The following is a 24,665-nucleotide window of genomic DNA, read 5'->3' as shown; positions in this document are numbered from 1 at the left end:
TGCATCATGACCAAGTCTGAGCTGATCGCGCGGCTGGCAGAACGTCTTGCCGAGCGCAATTCTCAGTTGGTCTACAAAGATGCTGAGCTGGCTGTCAAAACCATTCTGGATGCGATGGCCAGCAACCTGGCACAGGGTAGCCGCATTGAAATCCGCGGCTTCGGTAGCTTCGACCTGAACTACCGTCCGCCCCGTGTGGGCCGTAACCCGAAATCAGGTAGCAGTGTCTCGGTTCCTGAGAAATATGTGCCGCATTTCAAGGCCGGCAAGGAATTGCGCGAACGGGTGGATCTGTCCCTCTTGGAGCAGACCCAGGCCTGATTGCCGCGAATCCCGGTCTAGCAAGCCAAATCAAAGCGCCGCTTTTGCGGCGCTTTTTCTTTGTTTGACCCTCCTCTTGCTTGGGTTGCAGCACACTATCGTTTAAACTTGCACTCCGGTAACCCTCTCCGAGTAAAGAGCATGCGCTACATCGTGCGTATCATCGAATTGGCCCTGCTGGTTTTCCTGATTGCCGTCACCGTGCAAAACAGCCACATGGTCGAGTTCAAGCTGTTCTTCGGCCAGTCCTGGTCGGCACCGCTGATTGTCTTCCTGCTGGTGTTCTTTGTTGCAGGCGCTGCTGTCGGATTGCTGGCCACCTTCTCCTACTATCTGCGCATGCGCAAGGAGCTGTCCCAGCTCAAGAAGGAATTGCGCAACCGTCCGCCCAGCAGCAAGGTCGCCGTCGATCCCAGCGACGCACTGGCCGACTAGGCCTGCTCCGTTCAGACCCTGCTGCCATGCGCGCGGGGTCGGCCTCTTACTCTCCTTGAAGGAAGCATTCTTTGGAACTGGATTTGTGGTGGCTGCTGTTATTCCCGGCCTTCTTCGGTCTGGGCTGGCTGGCAGCGCGGGTTGACATGCGTACCGTATTGAAGCAGGCCAAGTCGGTGCCCACCGGCTTTTTCCGTGGTCTGGATGCTCTCGTGGATGACAAGACCGACATCGCGGCGCGTGCTTTGGCCGAGGTATCGCGCCAGCAGGGTTCCGCACCGGAACTGCAACTGACCCTGGGCAAGCTGTATCGCAAGCGTGGCGAGAATGATCGTGCCATTCGTCTGCATCAGCGCATGCTGGAATCGTCCGACCTGCCTGCCGAACAGCGCGACATCGTGCGCAACGAGCTGGCGCAGGATTTCCGCAAGGCCGGTCTGGTGGATAGGGCCGAAGAAATCTTGCTGAAACTGTTGGGCGGCAATATGGCACTGGCAGCGCGACGCCAGTTGCTGGATATCTACCAGCAGGATCGTGACTGGAAAAAAGCCATTGAAACCGCCAAGGAACTGCGCAGCGATGCCCACTCGTTTCAGCACGAAGTGGCGCAGTTTTTCTGCGAACTGGCGCAGGGCGAGCTGTACCGCTCCAATTATCCGGCGGCCCGCACCCTGGTGGCCGAAGCCATGCAGGCCAATCGCAAATGTGTGCGTGCCAGTCTGATTCTGGGCGATATCGAATTTGCCGAAGGCAAAATCGAGGCGGCGATTGCGGCATGGCAAAACATCGAGAAACAGAATTACGAATACTTGTCGATGGCGGCAGAACGCTTGTTCGACGCCTACGAGAAACTGGACAAGCCGCAGGAAGGTATTGCCCTGCTGCAGGGCTACCAGAAGACTTTCCCGCAACTCGAGCTGACCGACCTGCTGTATCAGAAACTGTCGGCCTACGAGGGCGAGGAGCGGGCGTTGGAAGTAGCTCGCCAGTCGGTACATGCCCGTCCTAATCTGATGGGCGTTTACCGCCTGATCGAAGCGCAGATGGACGAGCTGTCGCCAGAAGGGCGCATGGATGCCGAAGTGGCCCGTGCCCTGATCCAGAAACACGCGGCGCGCCTGACGGTGCACCGCTGCAAGTGTTGCAATTTCCGCTCGCGGGCCTTCTTCTGGCATTGCCCCGCCTGCGGCGAGTGGGAAAGCTTTACGCCCAACCGCTCGGAAACTCATTGATCGTATTCAGGAGAAGACATGAATCCGCTAATTGCCGCCGGTCAGGACCTGCAACCGGCATCTCCTGTCGTCGTGGCGCTGGATTTTGCCGATGCGCCGTCGGCTCTCGAATTTGCAGCCCGCCTCGATCCGCAGCAGTGCCGGCTCAAAGTGGGCAAGGAATTGTTTACCTCGACCGGGCGTGGCCTGGTGGAAAGCCTTGCCGCGCGAGGCTTTCAGGTATTTCTTGATCTGAAATTCCATGACATTCCCAACACCGTGGCCCATGCCTGCAAGGCTGCTGCCGAGGCCGGGGTATGGATGGTGAATGTGCATGCCTCCGGTGGCCGCCGCATGATGGAAGCGGCGCGCGAAGGGCTGGCGCAATACAGTCAGCGTCCGCTGTTGATTGCTGTCACCGTGCTCACCAGCATGGAAGCGGCCGATCTGGCGGAAATCGGCATCACCGCCTCGCCGCAGGAGCATGTATTGCGGCTGGCTACCCTGACCCGCGACTGTGGCCTGGATGGTGTGGTGTGCTCGGCACAGGAAGCGCCGATGCTCAAGGCCGCGCTGGGTAAGGAATTCCAGCTGGTTACGCCGGGCATCCGCCTGGCAGATAGCGCTGCCGATGATCAGCGCCGGGTGATGACCCCGGTGGCAGCACTGGAGGCCGGTGCCGATTATCTGGTGATCGGTCGCCCTATCACCCGCGCCGATGTGCCGCTGGATGTGCTGCACAAGATCAACCGCGATATCGCGCTTTACCGGGCAGAGCAGGCATGAAAATTACCGTTGTCGGTTCCGGCTATGTCGGTCTGGTGACCGGTACCTGCCTTGCCGAAGTGGGCAACCATGTGCTGTGTCTGGATGTGGACCCGGCCAAGATTGCTACCCTCCAGCAAGGCGGCATTCCCATTTACGAACCCGGTCTGGACGACATGGTGCGGCGTAATGTCGAGGCCGGCCGTCTGTCCTTTACCACAGACATCCCCGCCGCCGTGGCCTTTGGTGAAGTGCAGTTCATCGCCGTAGGCACCCCGCCGGACGAAGATGGCTCCGCCGACCTGCAATACGTGCTGGCCGCTGCGCGCAATATCGGCCTCTACATGAGCGAGCCCAAGGTGGTGGTGGATAAGTCCACCGTACCGGTCGGCACGGCCGACAAGGTCAAGGCGCAGATCGCCGCCACCCTGGCGGAACGCGGTGCCGACATTGCTTATAGCGTGGTGTCCAACCCCGAGTTCCTGAAGGAAGGCGCGGCCATCGAGGACTTCATGAAGCCCGACCGCATCGTGGTCGGTGCCGAGGATGAACGAGCCATCGAGCTGATGCGCCGCCTGTACGCACCGTTCCAGCGTAATCACGACCGTATCCTGTTCATGGATGTGCGCTCGGCCGAGCTGACCAAGTACGCTGCCAACGCCATGCTGGCTACCCGTATTTCCTTCATGAACGAGCTGGCCAATCTGGCGGAAGATCTCGGTGCCGATATCGAGCTGGTGCGGCGCGGTATTGGCTCTGATCCGCGCATCGGCTACCACTTCCTGTACCCGGGGGCCGGCTATGGCGGCTCCTGCTTCCCGAAAGACGTCAAGGCGCTGGTGGCCAGTGGTCGCGAGCAAGGCCACGCCATGCGCGTGCTGACGGCAGTGGAAGAGGCCAACGAAGCGCAAAAGCGCCGGCTGGTGGACAAGCTGGTCAAGCGCTTTGGCGAGGATCTCAGCGGTCACCATTTTGCCTTGTGGGGGCTGGCCTTCAAGCCGAATACCGACGATATGCGTGAAGCCTCCAGCCGCGTCATCGTCGCCGAACTGACCCGCCGTGGCGCTACGGTTGCCGCTTATGATCCGGTTGCCGCCGACGAAGCACGCCGCGTCATGGGTGATCTGCCGGGCTTGCGCTTTGCCGACGACATGATGGCTGCCCTGCAAGGGGCGGATGCCTTGCTGGTGGTCACCGAGTGGAAGATGTTCCGGGCGCCGGACTTTGACGCCATCAAGGCCAGCCTCAAGCATCCGGTGATTCTGGATGGCCGCAATATGTATGATCCGGCCTGGCTGCGCGAGCTGGGTTTCGACTATCAGGCGATAGGACGCTAGAACCGTATGAATCTGTTGCAAGAACTGGGGTTGGACCGCGCCGCGCTGAGCGCAGATCTGGCCCGTGCTCGTGTGCTGGTGGTGGGGGACGTGATGCTGGACCGTTACTGGTTTGGTGATGTCTCGCGCATTTCACCGGAAGCACCGGTGCCGGTAGCCCGTATCGGTCGCATGGAAGAACGCGCCGGCGGCGCGGCCAATGTGGCGCGCAATATCGCCAGTCTGGGAGGCAAAGCCTCCATCCTGTCGGTGGTGGGCGATGACGAAGCAGCCACTGCACTGGAGCGACTGATGCTGGAAGACGGCATCACCACCTTGCTCAAGCGTGATGCTGCCATTTCCACCACCATCAAGCTGCGTGTGGTGGCGCGGCAGCAGCAATTGATCCGGCTGGATTTCGAAGATGCACCCAGCCGCGAAATCCTGGCAGACAAGCTGGAACAATACCAGGCCGTACTGGCCGAGCACGATGTGGTCATTCTTTCCGACTATGGCAAGGGTGGCCTCACCCATGTGACACGCATGATCGAACTGGCGCGTGCCGCGGGCAAACCGGTGCTGATCGACCCCAAGGGCGATGATTATGCCAAGTATGCTGGTGCCACTCTGCTGACACCGAACCGCAGCGAGTTCAAAGAGGTGGCCGGCAGCTGGCAAAACGAAGAACAGCTGATCGCCAAGGCCCAGGCGCTGCGTGCCGAACTGCAGCTGGATGCCCTGCTGGTTACCCGTAGCGAAGAGGGCATGACCCTGTTCCGTGCCGAAGGCGCTTTGCATCAGCCCACCTTCGCCCGCGAGGTATACGACGTGTCCGGTGCGGGTGATACCGTCATCGGCACCATGGGTCTGGCTCTGGCGGCGGGGTTGTCGTTGCCGCTGGCCATGAGTCTGGCCAATGCTGCTGCTGGCATCGTGGTGGGCAAGCTGGGTACCGCCGTTTGTACCCAGCAGGAGCTGTTTGCCAGCTGAACTGCGCTACACCGCATCATGCAGCCGGTGTCAGGGTTCAGCCCTGCCGACTGCAAACAGAAAAAGGATGAATCATGACTATCGTGGTTACCGGCGCTGCCGGCTTTATCGGTTCCAATATCGTCAAGGCGCTGAATGCGCGCGGCATCACTGACATCATTGCCGTGGACAACCTCACCTCCGGTGACAAATTCCGCAATCTGGTCGACTGTGAAATCGCCCACTATCTGGACAAGCACGATTTTCTGAATCTGCTGCTGGAAGGCGAGTTCGAGGGTGAGATCAGCGCCATCCTGCATCAGGGTGCCTGCTCCGACACCATGAACCACGACGGCAAGTACATGATGGATAACAACTATCAGTACACCCTGGCCTTGTTCGATTACTGCCAGCACGAGGAAATCCAGTTCCTGTTTGCCTCCAGCGCGGCTACTTATGGCAAGGGCACTATCTTCAAGGAAGAGCGCCAGTACGAAGGCCCGCTCAACGTCTACGGTTATTCCAAATTCCTGTTCGACCAGGTGCTGAGACAGCGCATGAAGGAAGGCCTGTCTGCCCAGGCCGTTGGTTTCCGCTACTTCAATGTTTATGGCCCGCAGGAACAGCACAAGGGCCGCATGGCTTCAGTAGCCTTCCACAACTTCAACCAGTACCGTGAACACGGCAAGGTCAAGCTGTTCGGCAGCAACGATGGCTGGGGCAATGGCATGCAAAGCCGCGATTTTGTCTCGGTGGAAGACGTGGTCAAGGTCAATCTGTACTTCCTGGACAATCCGGGCAAGAGCGGCATTTTCAATCTGGGTTCCGGCCGTGCCCAGCCCTTCAATGATGTGGCGGTATCCACCGTCAATGCCTGCCGTCGCCACGAAGGCAAGCCGGCACTGAGCCTGGACGAGCTGGTGGCCCAGGGCATCATCGAGTACATCGAATTCCCCGAGGCGCTCAAGGGCAAGTACCAGAGCTTTACCCAGGCTGATATCGGCAAGCTGCGCGATGTCGGCTACAGCGCACCGATGCTGACGGTGGAGCAGGGAGTGGATCGTTATGTCGACTGGCTGATCAGCCGTTAAGCCGCTTGCCACCTGCACCAGCCGCCATGCCTTAGTGCTGGCGGCTTTTTTATTGCCAGCCAGTTGCCGCTTGGTTATTTGATTAGAAATAACGGTTCGACTGCCTCTTAGCACCAGGTCGTATAATGGCGCTCTGCCAAGGAGACTCACTCGTGTACAAGTATCTGGAAGACTTCGTCGGCCATACGCCGCTGGTTCGGCTCAAGCGCATGCCGGGGGACAGCAGCAATGTGGTGCTGCTCAAGCTGGAAGGCAATAATCCGGCCGGTTCGGTCAAGGACCGCCCTGCGCTGTCGATGATCCGCCGCGCCGAAGCGCGTGGCGACATCAAACCGGGCGACACCCTGATTGAGCCGACCAGTGGCAATACCGGCATTGCGCTGGCCATGGCAGCGGCGATGATGGGCTACAAGATGATCTTGCTGATGCCGGAAGGCTCCAGTGCCGAGCGCGTGCAAACCATGCGCGCCTATGGTGCCGAGGTGATTCTGACCCCGAAAGAAACCTCCATGCCGGGTGCCATCGACGAAGCCCACCGCATGCAGCGTGCCGGGCTGGGAGTGATTCTCGACCAGTTTGCCAACCCGGATAACCCGCTGGCGCACTACGAAAGTACCGGGCCGGAAATCTGGGCGGACACCCAGGGCCGGGTCACCCATTTTGTTTCCAGCATGGGGACCACTGGCACCATCATGGGCAATAGCCGCTATCTGAAGGAGCAGAACCCGGCCATCCAGATCATCGGGGTACAGCCGGAAACCGGTAGCCAGATTCCCGGCATTCGCAAATGGGAAGACGAGTACTTGCCCAAGATCTGCGACTTTAGCCGTATCGATCAGCTGATTCATGTATCACAGCAAGAGGCGGAAGAGACCGCGCGCCGGCTGGCGCGAGAAGAAGGCATTCTGGCCGGGCCGTCCTCCGGTGGCGCATTGGCGGTGGCGCTGCGATTGAACCAGCAACTGGAAAACGCGGTCATCGTGTCCATTGTGTGTGACCGTGGCGACCGCTATCTGTCGACCGGGCTGTTTCCCTTATAACGCAATGCCATCAGGGCAATAAAAAGCCGTTCCTCGGGGGAGCGGCTTTTGTTTTTTCTGCCAGATGTGTCAGCGGTGAATATCGTGGCTGACAAAAGGCTGCTCGGCGCTGGGCATGTTCAGCCAGCCGGGACGGCGCAGGCTGTTGCGTATGTCCTGATAGCCGCTATGCCAATGCTGGCGCATGGTTTGCAGGCCAAACTGGTAGTCCTTGTAGTGATCATCGTAAATCTTGTCCTGATAGATCAGATGCACCACGTTCAGGCGCTGGCAGTTGGCGGCGTGCCGGGCGGCCAGATAGGCAGGCGAGCCATGTTCGCTCTCCGGAACCAGTGTCATCAACTCAGATAGCAGTTCGCGGTACTGTAATTCCTGGCGCAGCACATCGGTCACCATGCGCGTGCGGCTGGAATACTGGATGTCCTTTTGCCGCATCGCCACTTCTTTCATATTGCCGGGCAAGTTGCCGCGTGCACTCCACAGGTCCACCTGGAAGGCCAGGGTGTTGTGGCGGTTTTCCTTGCTGATCAGCTGGCTTAGCGGCGTATTGGACACCACGCCACCATCCCAGTAGAACTCGCCGTCGATTTCCACTGCCGGAAAGCCGGGCGGCAAGGCTCCCGAGGCAATGAAGTGCTCCGGTCGCAGCTTTTGCCGGGTATTGTCGAAATAGACGAAATTGCCGCTGCGGACATTGACTGCTCCAACCGATACCCGCATCTGACGGCTGTCATTGATACGGTCGAAGTCAGCCAGCTGTTCCAGCGTTTGCTTGAGCGGGCTGGTATCGTAAAAACTGATCTCGGATGGCTTGCTGGCCTGTTGCAAGGCCCAGGGCAGGCGCGGCCGGTAAAAGCCGTTTTGCCCTTCCAGCATCGAGCGCCAGGCTTCCCAGCCGGCCAGCATGTGCTGTAGCGGGTCTGGCCAGCGGCTGGTATCCAGCTGGTTGAGCGGGGTGGCGGGCAGCAGCGGCGGCTGGCAGATGGTTTCCCAGAAGCGGCGCAATTGGTCGACACGTTTATTGGGTGGATTGCCGGCAATGATGGCGGCGTTCAGTGCGCCAATGGAAATGCCGGCCACCCAGTTGGGGTGTAGTTCGGCTTCGGCCAGTCCCTGATACACCCCGGGCTGGTAGGAACCCAGCGCGCCACCGCCCTGCAGCAGCAGGGCGACGACATGGTATTGATGGCCGGCCGGCAGGCTGGCGCTGTGATAAAGGTGGTGTTGCGGATCATAGCCAACGCTCATGCAATACTCCGTTTGCACATTCCTGTGCGCTTGTTGCTGGTCTGCGAAAGGAGGGGGCCGCCTGTCGCGCCCTTGCCATGGCGCTGGCGGCCCATGCATTACCGCTTATTGCATATACCAGCCGTGGCTGACCACCACCGACTGGCCGGTCAGTGCGGCGCTGGGGAAGGCTGCCAGGAACAGCGCCGTCTGGGCGATATCGTCCACCGTGGTGAACACGCCATCCACCGTGTCGCCCAGCATCACGTGCTTGATGACGTCCTCTTCGCTGATGCCCAGTGTCTTGGCCTGTTCAGGAATCTGCTTTTCCACCAGCGGGGTGCGCACAAAACCAGGGCAGATCACATGCGAACGGACATTGAACTCAGCCCCTTCCTTGGCCAGCACCTTGCTTAAGCCCAGCAGCGCGTGCTTGGCCGCAACATAGGCGGATTTCAGCTTGGACCCTTCATGCGAGTGCACCGAACCCATGTAGATGACGGTGCCACCGCGCTTGTCCTTATACATGTGGGGCAGGGCGGCGCGGGTGGTGAGGAAGGCACCGTCCACATGGATGGCCTGCATTTTTTTCCAGTCGGCAAAGCTGAAGTCGACCAGCGGGCTGATGATCTGGATGCCGGCATTGGAAATCAGGATATCCAGCTGGCCAAAGGCATCCACTACCGCCTGGGTGCCGGCGATGACGGCTTCCTCGTTGGTGACATCCATGGCTACGCCCATGGCTTTGCCTCCAGCCGCTTCGATTTCACTGGCCGTGGCCTGGGCCGCTGCCAGATTGATGTCGGCGATGGCCACCGCCGCGCCTTCACGGGCATAGGTTTCGGCAATGGCGCGGCCGATGCCGCTGGCGGCGCCGGTAATCAGGGCAACTTTTCCTTGCAGTTTCATGGGGCTTCTCCTGTGTCAGACCAGATAATCAAACTCGACCTTGCCCAGACCCAGCGTCAGGTCGGCAACATAATGCTTGGCACCCAGTATTTCCAGCACCGGCAGTTCCGCTACCGGAGCCAGGGCATGGGCAAACAGTGACAGCGCTGCCGGGCCGCTCCACGCGCCGTGTACGGTGACATCCAGCATGGGGAAGCTGACCAGCTCACAGATGCGCGCCGTACCATCGACATGAGGGATGATTTTCAGCAGGTAGTTCGGTGTCGTGCGCAGACTTTCGGCAATGGCCTGCCCGTCCAGTTCCCGGTGCTTGTAACCCATGGTGCCGGTGGCCACGCGCACCGGACCGTAGTTCAGCTCACCCACCAGGGTGTCGGTGTGTACTTGCAGGCGCGGGCTGGCCATCTTCTTGGGAAAGCCCCACAGCTCACGGCCGCCGGCGGTTGGCGGGTGGTCATTCAGGTACATGGCATGGGTGTAGTTGCCCGGTTTGCCCTGGTAGGAAACCGGAATCACCTGGCCGCTTTCGGTGTAGTCGCCAAAGCCGGTGGAGTCCGGCATGCGGATGAATTCGAAATTGACCACCGGCTCGACCATTTGCAGTGGTTCGGGAATCACCGCTCGCAGTTTTTCCGGATCGGTACGATAGCTGATGATGAAGAATTCCCGCTGGTAAAAGCGGTAGGGGCCGGGTGGAAAGGCCGGGCTGCTAAAGGGCATGGCAAACGCTTGCCGACGAATCTGTTCGATATTCATGGACCTCCCGGTAAGGGTGTCGTGCGTTGCTGGAATGCATGCCGCCGTGACTGTTCGGCAACAGCCTGTTAAGAATGTCTGGTGAGGCGGGGCATAACCAGATGGTGATGGCCGGCCTAATTGTCAGGGATGATTGATTGCAACTGCGTGTCCGGCATTGTTTTTCACTTGACCGGCAGCCTGTCGATTCGGGTTATCATGCGCTATTAATCGCCGGACGGGCAGGGCTCGCGGCATGGCTTCATTGCGCGGGTGCCCGCCTGCGCCACAACACCAACAACAGAACAGCACACATCATGTCTCAGCATACCTTTTCCCCGGAGGGCAACGCCCTGACCAGCCCCAAGGCCTGGTATCAGGCCGCCAGTGAAAAGCCCGGTTTCATTCATGACGCAGCACAGGCAGCTGCCATCGAAGAGCTTGATGCATTGTGGCATCAGCTGCTGGAGTTCAAGGACAAGCGCAACCGCTTTCTGGGCCGCAGCCTGCGCAGTCCGGATGTGCCGCGTGGCCTGTATTTCTGGGGCGGCGTGGGGCGTGGCAAGAGTTTTCTGATGGATGCCTTCTATGCCTGCGTGCCTTACCGCCGCAAGCGCCGCATTCATTTTCACAACTTCATGGCCGAGGTGCACCGCGAGCTACGCCTGCTGGCCGGCAGCAAAGACCCCTTGCTGGCCTATGCTGACAAGATTGCCCGCGATACCCGGCTGCTTTGTTTTGACGAATTCCACGTCAGCGACATTGCCGATGCCATGATGCTGGGGCGCCTGCTCAGTGCCTTGTTCGAGCGTGGCGTGGTACTGGTGACGACTTCCAACTATCCGCCGGATAATCTTTATCCCAACGGCTTGCAGCGACAAAACTTCCTGCCCACCATCGAATTGATCAAGCGCGAACTGAATGTGCTGAACGTGGATGGCGGCAATGACTATCGCCTGCGTGAGCTGACACGCGAACCTCTGTTCATGGTGCCGGACGATGCCGCTGCCGAGGCACGCATGGAGGCCATGTTTACCCGGCTGAGCAGCGAGACGCTGATTGCCAAGCAGGAAATCGAGATTCTGGGCCGGCATATTCCGGTGCGGAAGCTGGCACCGGGCATGATCTGGTTTGATTTTCCGGCCATCTGCGACGGCCCGCGCGCCCAGACCGATTACCTGGAAATTGCTACCGAATTCCACACGGTGTTCATCAGCGGCATTCCCAAGCTGCAGGCCAAGGATGCTTCCATTGCGCGGCGCTTTACCTGGCTGGTGGATGTGTTCTACGACAACCGCGTCAAGCTGATTGCCTCGGCCGCAGTGGAAATCGACGATATCTACACCGATGGGGTGCAGGCCAGCGAGTTTTTCCGTACCGCCAGCCGGCTGACCGAGATGCAGTCCAAGAGCTATCTGGAGCTGCCGCACCAGAGTGCCGGTCAGACCCACGACCAGCCGCCGCCGGGCGTGGTGATCTGAACCACTATGCTTTGCTGTCCACGGCCAGACTTTGTCTGGCCGTTTTGCTATCAGGAGGCCGGAATGTCGTCGATCAGCGCCAGCAGGTCGGTCACACCCACCTCGGCGCCCAGTTGGCTGAGCAGGGTTGTTGCCTGGCCGCGATGATGGGTCTGGTGATTGAAGAAATGCAGCAGTACGGCGTGAAAGTTCTTGCGCTGCGCCACGCCCTTGGTGTTGTGATAGGACAGGGCGAAGTCGAGGTGCTCTTCCTGTAGTTCTGCACCCAGGCTAATGATGCTGTGGTCCAGCAACTGGCGGCGTGCCTGCAGGGCAGGCAGCCCGGCAAACAGCAGGCCGTCCAGCGAGGCCGGGCGGGGAATCTCCAGCACCGGCTGCAAGGCGGCAAAGGCGGCCGGATGGCCGGCAAAACGCTGCAGCCATAGGGTGTCACCCACCACGATATGGTTGAGCGTGCCAAGCAGGGATCCGAAAAATGCACCGGTGTCGCGAGTGATTGCCTCGGGCGGCAAGCTTGCTGCCGCAGCATACAGCTTGTCGTTCATCCACTGGTTGTAGCGGGCCAGCAAGGCCAGTTGGCTGCAGCGCGTCATGCGTTTCTCCTGAAAACAGCACCATACCGCAGCCTCTGCGAGAATGACAGGCAAAACAAAAGCGGCCCGTGGGCCGCTTTTTGCATGACATCAAGCAGGCGATCAGGCGCGCTTCTTGAATTCGCCGGTACGGCTGTCGATTTCGATCTTTTCGCCGGTGACGACGAAGGCCGGAACCTGTACTTCGAAAGTGGTGCCAACCAGGCGAGCCGGCTTCAGAACCTTGCCCGAAGTGTCGCCACGTACGGCCGGTTCGGTGTATTCCACTTCGCGAACCACGGTGGTCGGCAGTTCTACGGAAATGGCCTTGCCATCGTAGAAGGTAACCTGGCAAACGTCTTCCATGCCATCAACGATGTAGTTGAGTGCATCGCCCAGGTTGTCGGCTTCAACTTCGTACTGGTTGAATTCGCTGTCCATGAAGACATACATCGGGTCAGCAAAGTAGGAGTAGGTGCAATCCTTGCGATCCAGAACCACGACGTCGAACTTGTCGTCAGCGCGGTAAACGGCTTCGGAGCCGGTGCCGGTCAGCAGGTTCTTCATCTTCATTTTCACAACGGATGCGTTGCGGCCGGATTTGCTGAATTCGGCTTTTTGCACGACCATCGGGTCGTTGCCTACCATGAATACGTTGCCAGCGCGGAGTTCTTGTGCGGTTTTCATTGCTTGTAAAGTCCCAAACTCTTGATTGAACTCGGAAATCGGTTTCCGAAAAACGGGCTATTTTAGCCGGTTTTGTATGAATTGCACCAGCCGCATCCCCAAGTCTCCTTGCTTGAGCAACTTGTCCGGCCAATTGCGACTGTGCTGGTGCCATTGTGGCAGGCAGTTTTCCAGCTGCTGCCAGGCTGCCACCATGCCCTGGCCATGGTTCCAGGCATGGCTTGCCGCCTGCAGGGCACTGGCGGTTTCTGCGTCAATACCTCGACAGTAGTGTGACAAAAAGGCATCAAGCTTCACCATGTGCGCGGCATCTTCCTGCGGATAGATGTGCCAGATGAAGGGTCGACCAGCCCATTGTGCCCGCACAAAGCTATCTTCGCCGCGCACAAAGTTGATATCACACGACCACAGCGTCAGATCGTAACTGTCCTGATCGGTCATCGGCAGCACATGCACGGTCAAGGCCCCACGCGTGGCATGTTGCCCGGCCTGTAGCGGCTGTCCCAGTACGGCTTCGACATCAGCCAGCACCTTGCCCTCCGGCACCATGCAGTGCACCGGCATCGGGCTGCTGGTCCAGTACTCCAGCAGCTCGCGTGCGGCCGGGTTTTCATAGGCAAACAGGCTGACACGCCATTCCTCCGGCTGCTTTTCCGGGATGTCGAACATCTGCCAGAAGGCGCGTTGTGCCAGTTTGTCTTGTTGCCAGCGCTGACGGGTGGCGATCAGGCCGTCCTCGCACAGCAGGCCGCCGGTGCGGTCGCTAAAGCCGGGAAAGAAAAAGTACTTGGTCAAGGGCAGCCGCGGGTGGGGCGAGGCCATGCCATGGCAGCCCTCCACCCAGTCTTCCGCCGACAGGTATTCCAGATTGATCCACACCGGCACGGTGGCTGACGCGGCCATGGCCTGCTCAACAGCCTCTGGCAGACGGCAGCCGAAGGCTTCGATGACGACCTGTGCCGGCTGATAGCCGGCAAAGCCGTCGTCCTGACTCCAGCGGCGGATTTCGATGTCGTCCACCTGCTGTAGTGGGCTGGCCGGGTCCAGCAAGGGGGCGATGCGGGAAAAACTGGCCAGATCATCCACCCACAGCCGCACCGGCTGGCCAAAGTCGTGGGCCAGTCGGCGGGCCAGTCGCCAGGCCACCCCGATATCACCGTAGTTGTCGATGACGGTACAGAAAATATCCCAGCTGAGGCGAGCGGTATGTGGCATGGCGGCGTGATGATATGAAGGCAGGCGCAGCATAGCACGGGCCGCTTTGCACTGTGCTGGTGGGGCTGCTGCTCGGGCTGCGCGAACAACTTTGCTAACAACTGCGGGTAACACTATTTGATAAAACAGTTAAAATAAAAGCTAATGCCTACAAGAAGAGTGTCATGAGCACAACTGATCAGAATTCTGGAAATCCCCCCTTGCCGGGCAAATCATCGCGCTGGCGGCGCTGGCTGGCCGGCCTGCTTGGCATCATCGTGCTGGCCTGGGGCTTTCTGGCGGGTATTGCGCCGGGCATCGTTCAAAGCCAGGCCAGCAAATGGGCTGCCAGCATTGGTCGCCAGTTGAGCCTGGGCGAAGTTTCCATCAATCCGTGGAAAATGGCGGTGGAAATCCGCCGGCTGCAACTGGCCGAGGGCAAGGGCGAACCACTGTTCGCCGCCGACCGTGTCTATGTCAATTTCGATCCCACTGCGCTGCTGCTGGGGCGCTGGCAGCTGTCGGAATTCGCAGTGGACGCACCCAAGCTGTGGGTCAAGCGTGACGGGCAAGGGCAGTGGAACTGGGCGCGCTTCATCAGCGATGCCAGCGGCCCGCCCCAGCCGAAAAAACAGGACAGCACCACACCAAAATTCCTGCTGCAGGCACTGGCCATCCGCAATGGCCAGATCATGGTCAATGACCAGCTGGCAGGCAGTAACGAGCAGTTCAAGGTATCGCCGCTGAATCTGTCGCTGACGGACATTTCCACCCTGCCGGAAGCCGGTGGCTATCGCCTGCATGCCGCCCTGGGGGATGGCACCCAGCTGGACTGGAAGGGCAGCCTGCAATTGCAGCCTTTGCAATCGACCGGTCAAGCCAGCATCCGCGGCTTTACCCTGGCCAGCGTGTGGGACTACATCAAGCCGCAGTTCAATATTGCCAAGCCGCAAGGCGAGCTGTCGGCCCAGGCCAGTTATCACTTCGATATGAGCGGCAAGCGCGCCCAGCTGCAGATCAGCCCCTTCAATGCCCAGCTCAAGGGCTTGCTGATGCAGGCGCCGGCCAGCCAGCACCATTTTTCCCTGCCCACTCTCAATGTCAGTGGTGGCAGCTTTGATCTGCAGGGCAGCCGCCTGGCTATCAAGCAAGTGGCGCTGGAAGGCGGCAGCCTGGATGCAATGCGCATGCAGAATGGTTTGATCGACTGGATGATGGCGCTGCCGCAAAAGCCAGCCGCAGCACCGGCCACGCCTGCGCACCAGCAGGCCGCGTCGCCATGGTCGATTGCGGTGGACGATATCAAGCTGGCCAACTGGCAATATCGGCTGACCGATGCCGGTTTTGCCTCCCCCTTGCAGCTGTCGGCCTCCTTGCCGCTATTGCATGCCCGTTTTGTGCTAGACCCCAAACAGGGCTTCAGCGTCGACCGGCTGGCGGCCGAGCTGGCTGACATCAAGCTGGGTAATGGCGAGCGGGAAGAGCAGATCAGCCTGGCCAAGGCCACGCTGCAGCCTTCGCGCATTGTGCAGCACGGCCTGCTGATCGAGCCGGGCGCGCTGGATTTGCAGGGCCTGCGCGTGGCTGTGGAACGCAACAAGCAGGGGCAATTAAACCTGGCCCGGCTGTTTGCACGTGGCAAGACCAATCCGCCAGCCAGCCAGCCGGCAAGTGCCGACAGCAAGAGCCAGCCGGGCTGGCAGTTGCATTACCCCGCAGTCAAACTGACGGATGGCCAGTTGGGCTGGACCGACCAGACCCTGCCACGTCCGGTGACTGCCACGCTGCGCGCGCTGAACGCCACCTTGCAGCCTGATGCTGCCGGCCAGCTGGCGCTGGAACTGGCCGGTCAGCTGGAGTCCGGCCAGCTCAAGGCTGCGCTGCAACTGGACCCGGCCACGGCCGCCGTCAAGGGCAAGGTAAATGCCCAGGCGCTGCCGCTGGCGCCGTTTGCACCGTATGGTTTGTCCGGTACGCCGCTGCGCATGAGTGGCGGCCAGCTGAATGCCCAGCTGGATGTGGAGTCAGCCAGCAAAGGCTGGAAAGTGGCCGGTACTGCCGGCATCAGCAGCCTGGCCATCATGGAGCCGGGTGAGAAGCTGCCGCTGTTGGGCTGGCGCAATCTGCGGGTCAACGGTATTCGTGCCCAGAGCACCCAGGCCTTGCCGCTCAGCGTGGCGGTACAGGATGTGCAGCTGGAAGAGCTGTCTGCCCGGCTGATTCTGGATGCTCAGCGCCAGCTCAACTGGCAGCGCATTTTTGCGGCCAAGGCGGCTGCCACGCCGAAAACCGCAGCGACCGTCAAACCGTCAGCTGCCAGCAGCATTCCGCCGGTGGAAATCCGCAGCATTCATCTGAATCGCAGCAAGGTGCAGTTTGCCGACCAGAGCATGAAACCGAACTTTGCCACCCAGATGCACCATCTGCGCGGCTCGATCCAGGGCTTGTCCACCCGCCCAGGGCGCACCGGCACCATCACCCTGGATGGCGATGTCGATCAGTATGGCGATGTACGGGTGCGCGGCGCGCTGGCACCGCTGGCGGTGACCGACAATACCGATGTCACCCTGTCTTTCCGCAATATTCCGCTGAACAACCTCAATCCCTATTCCACCAACTTTGCCGGCTGGCGCATCAATGACGGCCGGCTCACTGTCGACCTGCACTACCTGCTCGACCATCGTCAGATGAAGGGGCAGAACCGGGTGGTGATCAATACCATCCAGCTGGGCGACGAGGTGCCGGACTACAAGGGCACGCGCCTGCCGCTGCGGCTGGCCGTGGCCTTGCTGGAAGACAGCGATGGCAAGATCGATCTGGACTTGCCGGTGGCCGGTAGCCTGGACGACCCGCAGTTCAGCTATGGCCAGATCGTGTGGAAGGCGCTGGTGAATGTGCTGACCAAGGTGGTGACCGCCCCGTTCCGTGCCCTGGGTGCGTTGCTGGGGGGCGATGGCTTCGACAATGTCTACTTCATCCCAGGTGAGGCCAATGTGGCGCCGCCGGAGCGCGAGAAGCTGGAAAAGGTGGCTGCGGTAATGGCCAAGCGGCCCAAGATGCAGTTGCAGATTGCCGGCAGTTTTGATCCCGCGGTCGACAGCAAGGAACTGGCCCGTGCCCGTATCGACAGCGCCATCCTGCAGGCAGCCGGGCGTAGCCTGTTGCCGGGCGAGCCGCTGCCGGTTCCGGATCTGGCCGACCCAAGCATGCTGGATGCCATCAAGACGGTGTACGCCAAGCGGCTGGGTCGCCTCAAGCTGATGGGACACACTCTCAATCCGGGTGGTCCGGCGGGCAGTGCACTGGCCAAGCTGTTGCGTGGCGAGCTGATTGCGGCCGAAAAAGTGGACGATGCCGCCCTGCAGGCACTGGCACGCCAGCGAGCCGAAAATGCCCGCAAGGTGATGATGCGGATTGACAACACTTTGGCTGAGCGCATCACCCTGGGCGAAGTGGCCAAAACCCGCGCCGAACGGGACGGCATCGCCATCGGCATCAAGCTGGGCAGCAAGTAGACGCTAATTCGGCTTGATGTCCATCAATAAACGGCGTAACTACATATGGTGTAGTACGCCGTTTTCTTTTGCCACATATTGTGAGTTTTGCGTAAGAATGGGCAGCCGCCTCATCGGCAGACCCGTGGGCGAAGGGGCGGCGTAATGCCCTGGCAGCGGTTAAACTGTCTAGTCGATGCGACTGCGGTAATCAGGACAATTCTCAAATAAATCAGGAATCGAGGGGCCGGAATGAAGCGTGAAAACAGTGCGGTCATGCTGGAGCAGGATATCTCGCGTGAGGTATTGCTGGAAAAGTATGCCAAGGGCGATGAGCAGAGTGTCAGCGAGGTCAGACAACGGGTAGCGCGCGCACTGGCGGCGCTGGAGCAGGACCCGGCCCGCTTCGAACCGCTGTTCTTCCAGGCGCTGGACAATGGCTTCATTCCCGGTGGCCGCATCAATTCCGCCGCCGGCACCGACCTGCGCGCCACCCTGATCAACTGCTTTGTGCAACCGGTGGGCGACTCGGTATCCGAGCCCTCCAATGGCAAGGTCGGCATCTACGAGGCGTTGTTGCAGGCGGCCGAAACCATGCGTCGTGGCGGTGGTGTCGGCTACAATTTTTCGCGTATCCGCCCCAAGGGGGCAAGGGTGAAGGGCACCAATAGCCGCGCTTCCGGCCCCGTGTCCTATATGCGGGTGTTTGATCGCAGCTGCGAAACCGTAGAGTCGGCCGGTGCCCGCCGTGGCGCGCAAATGGGGGTGCTGGATGTCAGCCACCCGGATGTGGAAGACTTCATCCATGCCAAGGACAAGGGCGATCTGCGCAATTTCAATATTTCGGTAGGCGTCTCGGACGACTTCATGCGCGCGGTGGAGGCCGGTGCCGAGTGGGAGTTGACCCACAGCGTGGAGCCCGCCACCGAAGCCTTCCCCGGCCACTACCAGCGCGCAGACGGTCTGTGGGTGTATCGCACCATTCCGGCACGCGAGCTGTGGCAGCAGATCATGGCGTCCACCTATGACCATGCCGAGCCGGGCGTGCTGTTCATGTCCAAGATCAACCAGGACAACAATCTGTCCTATTGCGAAGTGATCGAGTCCACCAACCCCTGCGGCGAACAGCCGCTGCCGGATTACGGCTGCTGCGATCTGGGTTCGGTGAATCTGTGCAAATACGTGCGTCAGCCCTTTGGCGGCAAGCCCAGCTTCGATTTTGCCGCTTTCGACAGCGTGGTACGCATGTCCATCCGTATGCTGGACAATGTGCTGGACCTGACGGTGTGGCCGCTCAAGGAGCAAGAGCGCGAAGCGCAGTCCAAGCGCCGCGTCGGGCTGGGTTTCACCGGCTTGGGCGATGCCTTGATCATGCTGAAAATCCGCTACGACAGCGAAGAGGGCCGTCGCTTTGCTGCGCGTATCTCGGAAGCCATGCGCGATGCAGCCTACGATGCCTCGGTGGATCTGGCCATCGAGAAGGGCGCTTTCCCGCTGTTCGATGCCGAGCAGTACCTGGCCGAGCCGCATTGCGCCAGCCGCCTGCCGGAGTCCATCAAGGCCCGCATCCGCAAGCACGGCATCCGCAATTCCCACCTGCTGTCCATCGCCCCCACCGGCACCATTTCGCTGGCCTTTGCCGACAATGCCAGTAACGGTATCGAGCCGCCGTTCTCCTGGTTCTATACCCGTAAAAAGCGCATGGCCGATGGCAGCACCCAGGAATACCTGGTGGAAGACCACGCCTACCGTGTTTACCGCATGCAGGGTGGCGACACCCAGGCGCTGCCGGATTATTTTGTCTCGGCGCTGGAAATGAGCGCGCTGGACCATATGCGCATGGTGGCCGCCGTTGCCCCCTATATCGATACCGCCATTTCCAAAACGGTGAACGTACCGGCTGATTATCCTTTTGCCGATTTCGAAAGCCTGTATCTGGAAGCCTGGCGCAATGGCCTGAAGGGCATTACCACCTATCGCCCCAACAGCGTGCTCGGTTCGGTCTTGTCCATCGAGCCGGCAAAGGAAAGCGCCAAGGAAGCGCCGCAAGACCTGTCGGCCAGCCAGGATGGCGATCCGGACCGCCGCATTACACTGAACACCGCGCCCAGCCCGGCGCTGGCCAGCCTGAAGTGGCCGAACCGGCCCAAGCTGAAAGAGGGCAACCCGTCCTGGACCTATATGGTGGAAGGCCCGGCTGGTGATTTTGCCGTGGTGGTGGGGCATGTGGAAAATGGCCGTATCACCCCGTTTGAGTGCTGGGTGAATGCGACGGAAGAGCAGCGTGGCCTGGGCGCCATTGCCAAAACCCTGTCCATGGACATGCGCTGCCGCGATCACGCCTGGCTGTCGGCCAAGCTGGAGGCGCTGTCGCATACCAATGGCGACAAGCGCTATGCCTTCGAGCTGGGCGAGCGTACCGTCTATGCCACCTCGGCGGCAGCGGCGCTCGGCCAGGTGGTGCGCCACCGCGTGGAGCAACTGGGTGCACTGACGGCCGAGCAGCACGAGCCGACCCCGGTGATGGACGCGCTGTTTGCCCGCAAGGAGCCCAAGTCCGGCACCGACGGCACCATGAGCTGGTCGGTGGATGTGGCGAACCCGCAAACCGGTGACGACTTCGTGCTCTTCCTCAAGGAACTGGTCTTGCCCAATGGCCAGCGCCGTCCCTACTCGGTATGGCTGGCGGGCAATTACCCGCGCGAACTGGACGGCCTGTGCAAGATGCTGTCGCTGGATATGCGCGTGATTGATCCGGCCTGGATCGGCATGAAGCTGCGCAAGCTCTTGACCTATGCCGAGCCGCAGGGCGATTTCTTTGCCCGTATCCCCGGAGTGGAAAAATCACAAAGCTGGCCGTCCACCGTGGCCTATATGGCGCAGCTGATGATTCACCGCTACGCCATGCTGGGGGTGTTGACCCGCGATGGCGTACCGCTGGAGGAAATGGGGGTGATGGTGCCGGAGCAAAGCGATCTGTTCAGCCCGGAAACCACCGCCCAGCCGCTGCTCAAGCCGCTGTCGGGCAAGCCCTGCCCCGAGTGTGGCAACCATGCCTTGATCAAGAAGGATGGCTGCGAGTTCTGCACCGCCTGCGGCCATGTGGGAGCCTGCGGCTGAAGCCTGCCGTAGTCTGATCAAGCAAACGCCGATCTGTTCAGGATCGGCGTTTTGCTTTGTATCGTCCAGGTGAGGGTGGTGCATATGCCACCCGGCGGGCTGTCAGCGTGGGGGTGTTCAGTTAACAGGAAGGTGACATGACGCGTACTCAGACCAGCTTGTTGGTGCGGGCAAAGTCAGTCAGATCCACCACATTGGAAATACCCAGCTTTTCGAAGATATTCACCTTGTAGGTGCTGACTGTCTTGTTGCTGATGAACAGCCGGTCGGCGATGTCCTTGTTGGACAGCCCCTGAGCCAGATGCTGCAGCACAGCCAGCTCGCGGTCTGACAGCTTGTCGATGCGGCTGTCCAGCTGGCTTTCGCCATTGAGTTTGGCCCCGGACACCACATCGCGCGGGAAAAAGCTGTAGCCGGCCATGATGGCATCCGAGGCGGACAAGATGGCGTTCAAGTCCTTGCTTTTGCTGACAAAACCATCGGCCCCGGCCTGCATTGAACGCGAGGCATATACCATTTCGTCCTGTGCCGACAAGACCAGCAGCTTGATCGCCGGGTGCTGGCCCTTGATGCGCTTGATCAGTTCCAGACCGCTGATACGCGGAATGTTGAGGTCGATGATGATGAGATCAGCCTTGTGTTCCCTGACCAGCTCGATCACAGACTGCCCATTGTCGGTTTCCCCGATGATTGAATACCGCCCTGACTTCTCCAGCACCGAACGCACGGCCAAGCATATGGCCGGATGATCATCAACAATGATGACGCTTTTCATGATTAATCTCCAGGATGTATCAATTGAAGTAATATTTTTCTAGCATTCGACTGATGGAGAGTAATTATTTTTTCTTAAAAAAGTCATAAGAAAAATCTAGTATTCAATCAGAAATTTCCCATCAGCAATCAGTATGTTGATAAGGATAATGTAACAATTATAAAAACCCAAGTATTGCATTTCAGGTGATTTGAATGTCCAGCCAGTCCTGCGGAAATACATCCTTCCCGCTCAAAATATTGATTGTAGAAGATCATGCCATTCAGCGCATGGTATTACACCAATTGCTGCGTGCATTGGGTGCCCTCCTGGTTGACGAGGCCGTCGATGGTTATCAGGCCTTGTCTTGCCTGGAGTCGAATAATTATGATTTGGTGATTTGTGATCTGGATATGCCAAATCTGGATGGCATTCAGCTGATGCGCTATTTACGCACGATAAGTAATTTGCCGCAGCTGATTTTCTGCAGCGTACAGGCGGCAGATATTTTGCAAAGCGTGCAGCGTGTCAGTGGCTACCATGAGTTACCGGTACTGGACTGCCTGGCAAAGCCGCTGTCGCGCGCGCAACTGTCGCCGCTGCTGCTGCGGGTGTTGCAGTCAAAGGCAGCTGGCCATGGTGGCGCTGCCGGACGTTACCATTTTTCCCGCAAGGAGCTGCAGCATGCCTTGCATGCCGGGCAGATCCAGCCGTGGTATCAGCCCAAGATCGACCCGCAAACCTCGCGTGTGACCTCGGTCGAGGCGCTGGCGCGCTGGCAGCATCCGGATCTGGGCCTGTTGGGCCCGGCCTTGTTCCTGCCGCGTATCGATGAAACCGGGCTGAGCGAGCAGCTGCTTTGCAGCATGCTGGAACATGGGGTGCGCGATTGTCACGATTGGGATGTGCAATTCCCGGAGTTAAAACTCGGGGTGGCCGTTAATATCAATATGCGTGAATTTGATCAGCCAGGGATGCCGGACAAATTGCAAAAGATAATGCAGGGCGGTAATTTGCCACCGTCACGTATTACTATTGAATTAACGGAAACGCAGCCATTGGATAATTTAAGCTGCTCGCTGGAAAATGCCATTCGGCTGCGGGTGATGGGTTTTAATCTGGCACTGGATGATTTTGGTGCAGGTTATTCGGGCTTTCACCATTTGCGGGAAATTCCGGCCAATTCAGTCAAGATAGACCGCACGCTGGTCCATCATGCGGCGGGTGATCCCACGGCAGAAAAGCTGCTGGGTTTTGCCGTGCGCATGCTGCAAAGCCAGAATGTTGCGGTGGTGGTGGAGGGCGTGAGCCGGCAGCAGGATTTTGATCTGGTCAAACAGCTGCGCGTCGACCTGGTGCAGGGTTTCCTGCTGGCCGAGCCCATGCCGTCCGCCAGCCTGGCGCAGTTCATCGGTGGCCGGCGCGGCATGAGTACGGCCTAGCGCGCCGTTTGGCGCGGCTAACACAAATCCGGCGGCGGCCTTGCACCGCCTTGCCGTAAGCTTGTACTAGCGGCATCGGTGCGGCTTGCCGCCGGGACGCGATGCCATTTTGTTAGCCGCTCAGCTCAGGCTTGCTGACCGGTAGCAGCTAGCACGATTTCGCGAATTGCCACTCTTTGTGGCTGCTGATAGGCAAAGCGAATGGTTTCCGCCACATCCTCCGCCGCCAGCACCCCGCCCATTTCCTGCTTCCACTGCTGATAACCCTGCTTGATGGCTTCGTCGCTGGTGTGGCTGAGCAATTCGGTTTCCACCGCGCCGGGGGCAATGGTGATCACTCTTACATGATGGCCGGCCACTTCTTCGCGCAGATTCTCCGAAATGGCATGTACGGCAAACTTGCTGCCGCAGTAGGCCACATGGCCTGGGAAGGTTTTGCGTCCGGCAATCGAGCTGACATTGATGATGGTGCCGTGACGGCGTGCCACCATGCCTTGTAGTACGGCATGAATGCCATTGAGCAAGCCCTTGACGTTGACTTCCAGCATGCGCTCCCACTCGGTCGGGTCTTGCTGAGTCATCGTGCCCAACAACATCACGCCAGCATTGTTGATGATGGCATCGGCCGGGCCGAATTGCTGTTCGGCCTCTGCCACTGCTTGCAGGACGGCGGCGCGGTCGGTGATGTCCACGGCGCGGCACAGGGTGTGCGGCAATTGCAGGGCTTGCAGCCGCTCCAGCCGGCGTGCCAGCAGCAGCAACGGATGGCCGTGGCTGGATAGCAGGCGCGCAGTGGCGGCACCGATGCCGGAGCTGGCCCCGGTAATGATGATGAGCGGAGGACGCATGATTTTTCCTTCTATAGATAATTTGCATGGATAAAAGCTGGATATAGTGTAAGAATTAATTTTCAGGCTGAAAAATGCTTAATTTCTCTGGTTGGTATCGGTTTTATCTATGGATATACGGCAGCTAAAGGCTTTTATCGCGGTATTCGAGGAGCGCAGCATCACGGCGGCGGCGCAGCGGCTATGCATTACCCAGCCCACCTTGTCGGTGACCATCCGCCAGCTGGAGCAGGACCTGGCGACCACCTTGTTCGAGCGGCTGGCGCGTGGGGTGGCAGTCACCGAGGATGCCCGGCTGTTTTATCCGCAGGCACGGCAGCTGGTTGATCAGGCCGATGGACTGCTACGGCTGTTTCGCCAGCGCCATCATTGCCAGCCGCTGCAACTGGGTATCGAGGCTGATCTGGGTGCCGTGCAGGTGGCGACGCTGCTGCGTGCGGCACGGGCAGCCATTCCGGGGCTATTGCTCAGTGTGGTGGATGGTTGTGCCGGCGATGCCAGGCTGGCCGCGGAAGAATTGCGCTGCGAGGACGAGCTGTTTCTACCGTTGTGGGAGGAGACCTTCGTGCTGGCCTTGCCGCGCGAGCACCCGCTGGCGCAGCGCAGCGAACTGGCCATGGCCGAGCTGAGCCAGCAGGACTGGATCACCTGTCCGCAGCATGCCTCGCATCAGCGGCTGCTGGCCATGCATGGCGAAGGGGGCGCCGGGCTGATGCTGGCGGCGCATGCCGGTTCATTGCGGCTGGCGCTGCGCATGGTGGAGGCCGGCTATGGCGTGGCGCTATTGCCTCCTTCCTTGCTGGAAGGCAATGCCAGCGTAGTGGGGCGGCCGCTGAATGGCCCCGGACTCACCCGCCGGCTGGGCCTGTGCTATGCGGCGCAAGCGCTGGAAAAGCCTGCACTGCGGGCTTTGCATGATTATTTGCAGTCTGCCAGGCAGACTGCAGTCGCGTGAGTGTGGGGCTGCCTGGTGCTATGGGCGCCGTGCGTTTGCCAGAAAGCATTCTTGACAAGCTCGTCTATATTTTGCATATTAGTTGATATTGTCAATTGA

At 59.8% G+C, this 24,665-nt stretch carries 21 protein-coding genes; 13 read left to right on the top strand and 8 right to left on the bottom strand.

What is annotated here, in order from left to right; all coding sequences use genetic code 11:
• Positions 1-6 precede the first annotated feature (6 nt).
• The 8 genes from EAY64_RS12950 to cysM all read left to right on the top strand — a co-directional run bounded on the left by EAY64_RS12950 (position 7) and on the right by cysM (position 7,148).
• Entirely contained in the window at positions 7-321 is a 315-nt protein-coding gene (locus EAY64_RS12950) for an integration host factor subunit beta (protein ID WP_045846200.1), read from the top strand.
• A gap of 141 nt (positions 322-462) precedes the next feature.
• Positions 463-756, top strand: coding sequence for a LapA family protein (locus EAY64_RS12945; protein WP_103525165.1), 294 nt, complete (start codon positions 463-465; stop codon positions 754-756).
• Positions 757-827: 71 nt separating this feature from the next.
• A complete protein-coding gene (gene lapB, locus EAY64_RS12940; protein WP_103525164.1) occupies positions 828-1,988 on the top strand; it encodes a lipopolysaccharide assembly protein LapB in 1,161 nt (386 codons plus the stop codon).
• An 18-nt stretch (positions 1,989-2,006) separates the two neighbouring features.
• Positions 2,007-2,753 carry an orotidine-5'-phosphate decarboxylase gene (gene pyrF / locus EAY64_RS12935; protein WP_103525163.1) on the top strand — a complete coding sequence of 249 codons (747 nt, stop codon included), beginning with the start codon at positions 2,007-2,009 and terminating at the stop codon, positions 2,751-2,753.
• Positions 2,750-4,069 carry a UDP-glucose dehydrogenase family protein gene (locus tag EAY64_RS12930; RefSeq protein ID WP_103525162.1) on the top strand — a complete coding sequence of 440 codons (1,320 nt, stop codon included), beginning with the start codon at positions 2,750-2,752 and terminating at the stop codon, positions 4,067-4,069. The genes pyrF and EAY64_RS12930 overlap by 4 nt, the downstream gene beginning before the upstream one ends.
• Positions 4,070-4,075: 6 nt before the next feature.
• Positions 4,076-5,038: a D-glycero-beta-D-manno-heptose-7-phosphate kinase gene (gene rfaE1, locus EAY64_RS12925; protein ID WP_103525161.1), complete on the top strand. Its 963-nt coding sequence runs from the start codon at positions 4,076-4,078 to the stop codon at positions 5,036-5,038.
• A 74-nt stretch (positions 5,039-5,112) separates the two neighbouring features.
• Positions 5,113-6,108, top strand: a complete 996-nt coding sequence (gene rfaD, locus EAY64_RS12920; protein ID WP_103525160.1) for an ADP-glyceromanno-heptose 6-epimerase — start codon at positions 5,113-5,115, stop codon at positions 6,106-6,108.
• Between the two features lie 152 nt (positions 6,109-6,260).
• Positions 6,261-7,148 (top strand): cysteine synthase CysM, encoded by an 888-nt coding sequence (cysM, locus tag EAY64_RS12915; RefSeq protein WP_411267231.1) that lies wholly within the window; start codon positions 6,261-6,263, stop codon positions 7,146-7,148.
• A gap of 69 nt (positions 7,149-7,217) precedes the next feature.
• On the opposite strand, the gene EAY64_RS12910 is transcribed toward cysM, so the two are convergent.
• The 3 genes from EAY64_RS12910 to EAY64_RS12900 form a co-directional block, all read right to left on the bottom strand.
• Complete coding sequence (locus tag EAY64_RS12910) at positions 7,218-8,396, bottom strand: DUF3734 domain-containing protein (protein WP_199734443.1); 1,179 nt, start codon at positions 8,394-8,396, stop codon at positions 7,218-7,220.
• Positions 8,397-8,501: 105 nt separating this feature from the next.
• Positions 8,502-9,284: a 3-hydroxybutyrate dehydrogenase gene (locus EAY64_RS12905; RefSeq protein WP_103525157.1), complete on the bottom strand. Its 783-nt coding sequence runs from the start codon at positions 9,282-9,284 to the stop codon at positions 8,502-8,504.
• Positions 9,285-9,299: 15 nt separating this feature from the next.
• Positions 9,300-10,040 carry an acetoacetate decarboxylase gene (locus EAY64_RS12900; protein WP_103525156.1) on the bottom strand — a complete coding sequence of 247 codons (741 nt, stop codon included), beginning with the start codon at positions 10,038-10,040 and terminating at the stop codon, positions 9,300-9,302.
• Between the two features lie 296 nt (positions 10,041-10,336).
• Between EAY64_RS12900 and zapE the strand changes: the two genes are divergently transcribed.
• Entirely contained in the window at positions 10,337-11,500 is a 1,164-nt protein-coding gene (gene zapE, locus EAY64_RS12895; protein WP_103525155.1) for a cell division protein ZapE, read from the top strand.
• A gap of 50 nt (positions 11,501-11,550) precedes the next feature.
• Here the strand turns inward: zapE and EAY64_RS12890 are convergent, their stop codons facing one another.
• From EAY64_RS12890 to earP, 3 genes are all read right to left on the bottom strand, one after another.
• Positions 11,551-12,093, bottom strand: a complete 543-nt coding sequence (locus tag EAY64_RS12890; protein WP_103525154.1) for a DinB family protein — start codon at positions 12,091-12,093, stop codon at positions 11,551-11,553.
• Between the two features lie 102 nt (positions 12,094-12,195).
• Positions 12,196-12,759 carry an elongation factor P gene (gene efp, locus EAY64_RS12885; RefSeq protein ID WP_103525153.1) on the bottom strand — a complete coding sequence of 188 codons (564 nt, stop codon included), beginning with the start codon at positions 12,757-12,759 and terminating at the stop codon, positions 12,196-12,198.
• Between the two features lie 57 nt (positions 12,760-12,816).
• Positions 12,817-13,974: an elongation factor P maturation arginine rhamnosyltransferase EarP gene (gene earP, locus EAY64_RS12880; protein ID WP_103525212.1), complete on the bottom strand. Its 1,158-nt coding sequence runs from the start codon at positions 13,972-13,974 to the stop codon at positions 12,817-12,819.
• Between the two features lie 164 nt (positions 13,975-14,138).
• On the opposite strand from earP, the gene EAY64_RS12875 reads away from it, so the two are divergent.
• Together EAY64_RS12875 and EAY64_RS12870 are read left to right on the top strand one after the other, a co-directional pair.
• Positions 14,139-17,468, top strand: coding sequence for a DUF748 domain-containing protein (locus EAY64_RS12875; protein WP_103525152.1), 3,330 nt, complete (start codon positions 14,139-14,141; stop codon positions 17,466-17,468).
• Between the two features lie 231 nt (positions 17,469-17,699).
• Complete coding sequence (locus tag EAY64_RS12870; protein ID WP_103525151.1) at positions 17,700-20,567, top strand: adenosylcobalamin-dependent ribonucleoside-diphosphate reductase; 2,868 nt, start codon at positions 17,700-17,702, stop codon at positions 20,565-20,567.
• A gap of 148 nt (positions 20,568-20,715) precedes the next feature.
• Here EAY64_RS12870 and EAY64_RS12865 read toward each other — a convergent pair whose 3' ends face one another.
• A complete protein-coding gene (locus tag EAY64_RS12865) occupies positions 20,716-21,342 on the bottom strand; it encodes a response regulator transcription factor (RefSeq protein ID WP_059285066.1) in 627 nt (208 codons plus the stop codon).
• A gap of 194 nt (positions 21,343-21,536) precedes the next feature.
• On the opposite strand from EAY64_RS12865, the gene EAY64_RS12860 reads away from it, so the two are divergent.
• On the top strand, positions 21,537-22,763 hold the full coding sequence (locus EAY64_RS12860; protein ID WP_103525150.1) for an EAL domain-containing response regulator: 1,227 nt from the start codon (positions 21,537-21,539) through the stop codon (positions 22,761-22,763).
• Between the two features lie 125 nt (positions 22,764-22,888).
• On the opposite strand, the gene EAY64_RS12855 is transcribed toward EAY64_RS12860, so the two are convergent.
• Complete coding sequence (locus EAY64_RS12855) at positions 22,889-23,611, bottom strand: SDR family oxidoreductase (RefSeq protein ID WP_103525149.1); 723 nt, start codon at positions 23,609-23,611, stop codon at positions 22,889-22,891.
• Between the two features lie 109 nt (positions 23,612-23,720).
• Between EAY64_RS12855 and EAY64_RS12850 the strand changes: the two genes are divergently transcribed.
• On the top strand, positions 23,721-24,566 hold the full coding sequence (locus tag EAY64_RS12850; protein WP_103525148.1) for a LysR family transcriptional regulator: 846 nt from the start codon (positions 23,721-23,723) through the stop codon (positions 24,564-24,566).
• The last annotated feature ends 99 nt before the right edge of the window (positions 24,567-24,665 follow it).

It is taken from the genome of Aquitalea palustris (assembly GCF_003693445.1).
Taxonomy (GTDB): domain Bacteria; phylum Pseudomonadota; class Gammaproteobacteria; order Burkholderiales; family Chromobacteriaceae; genus Aquitalea; species Aquitalea palustris.
This window is presented reverse-complemented; position numbering and strand designations above follow the sequence as displayed.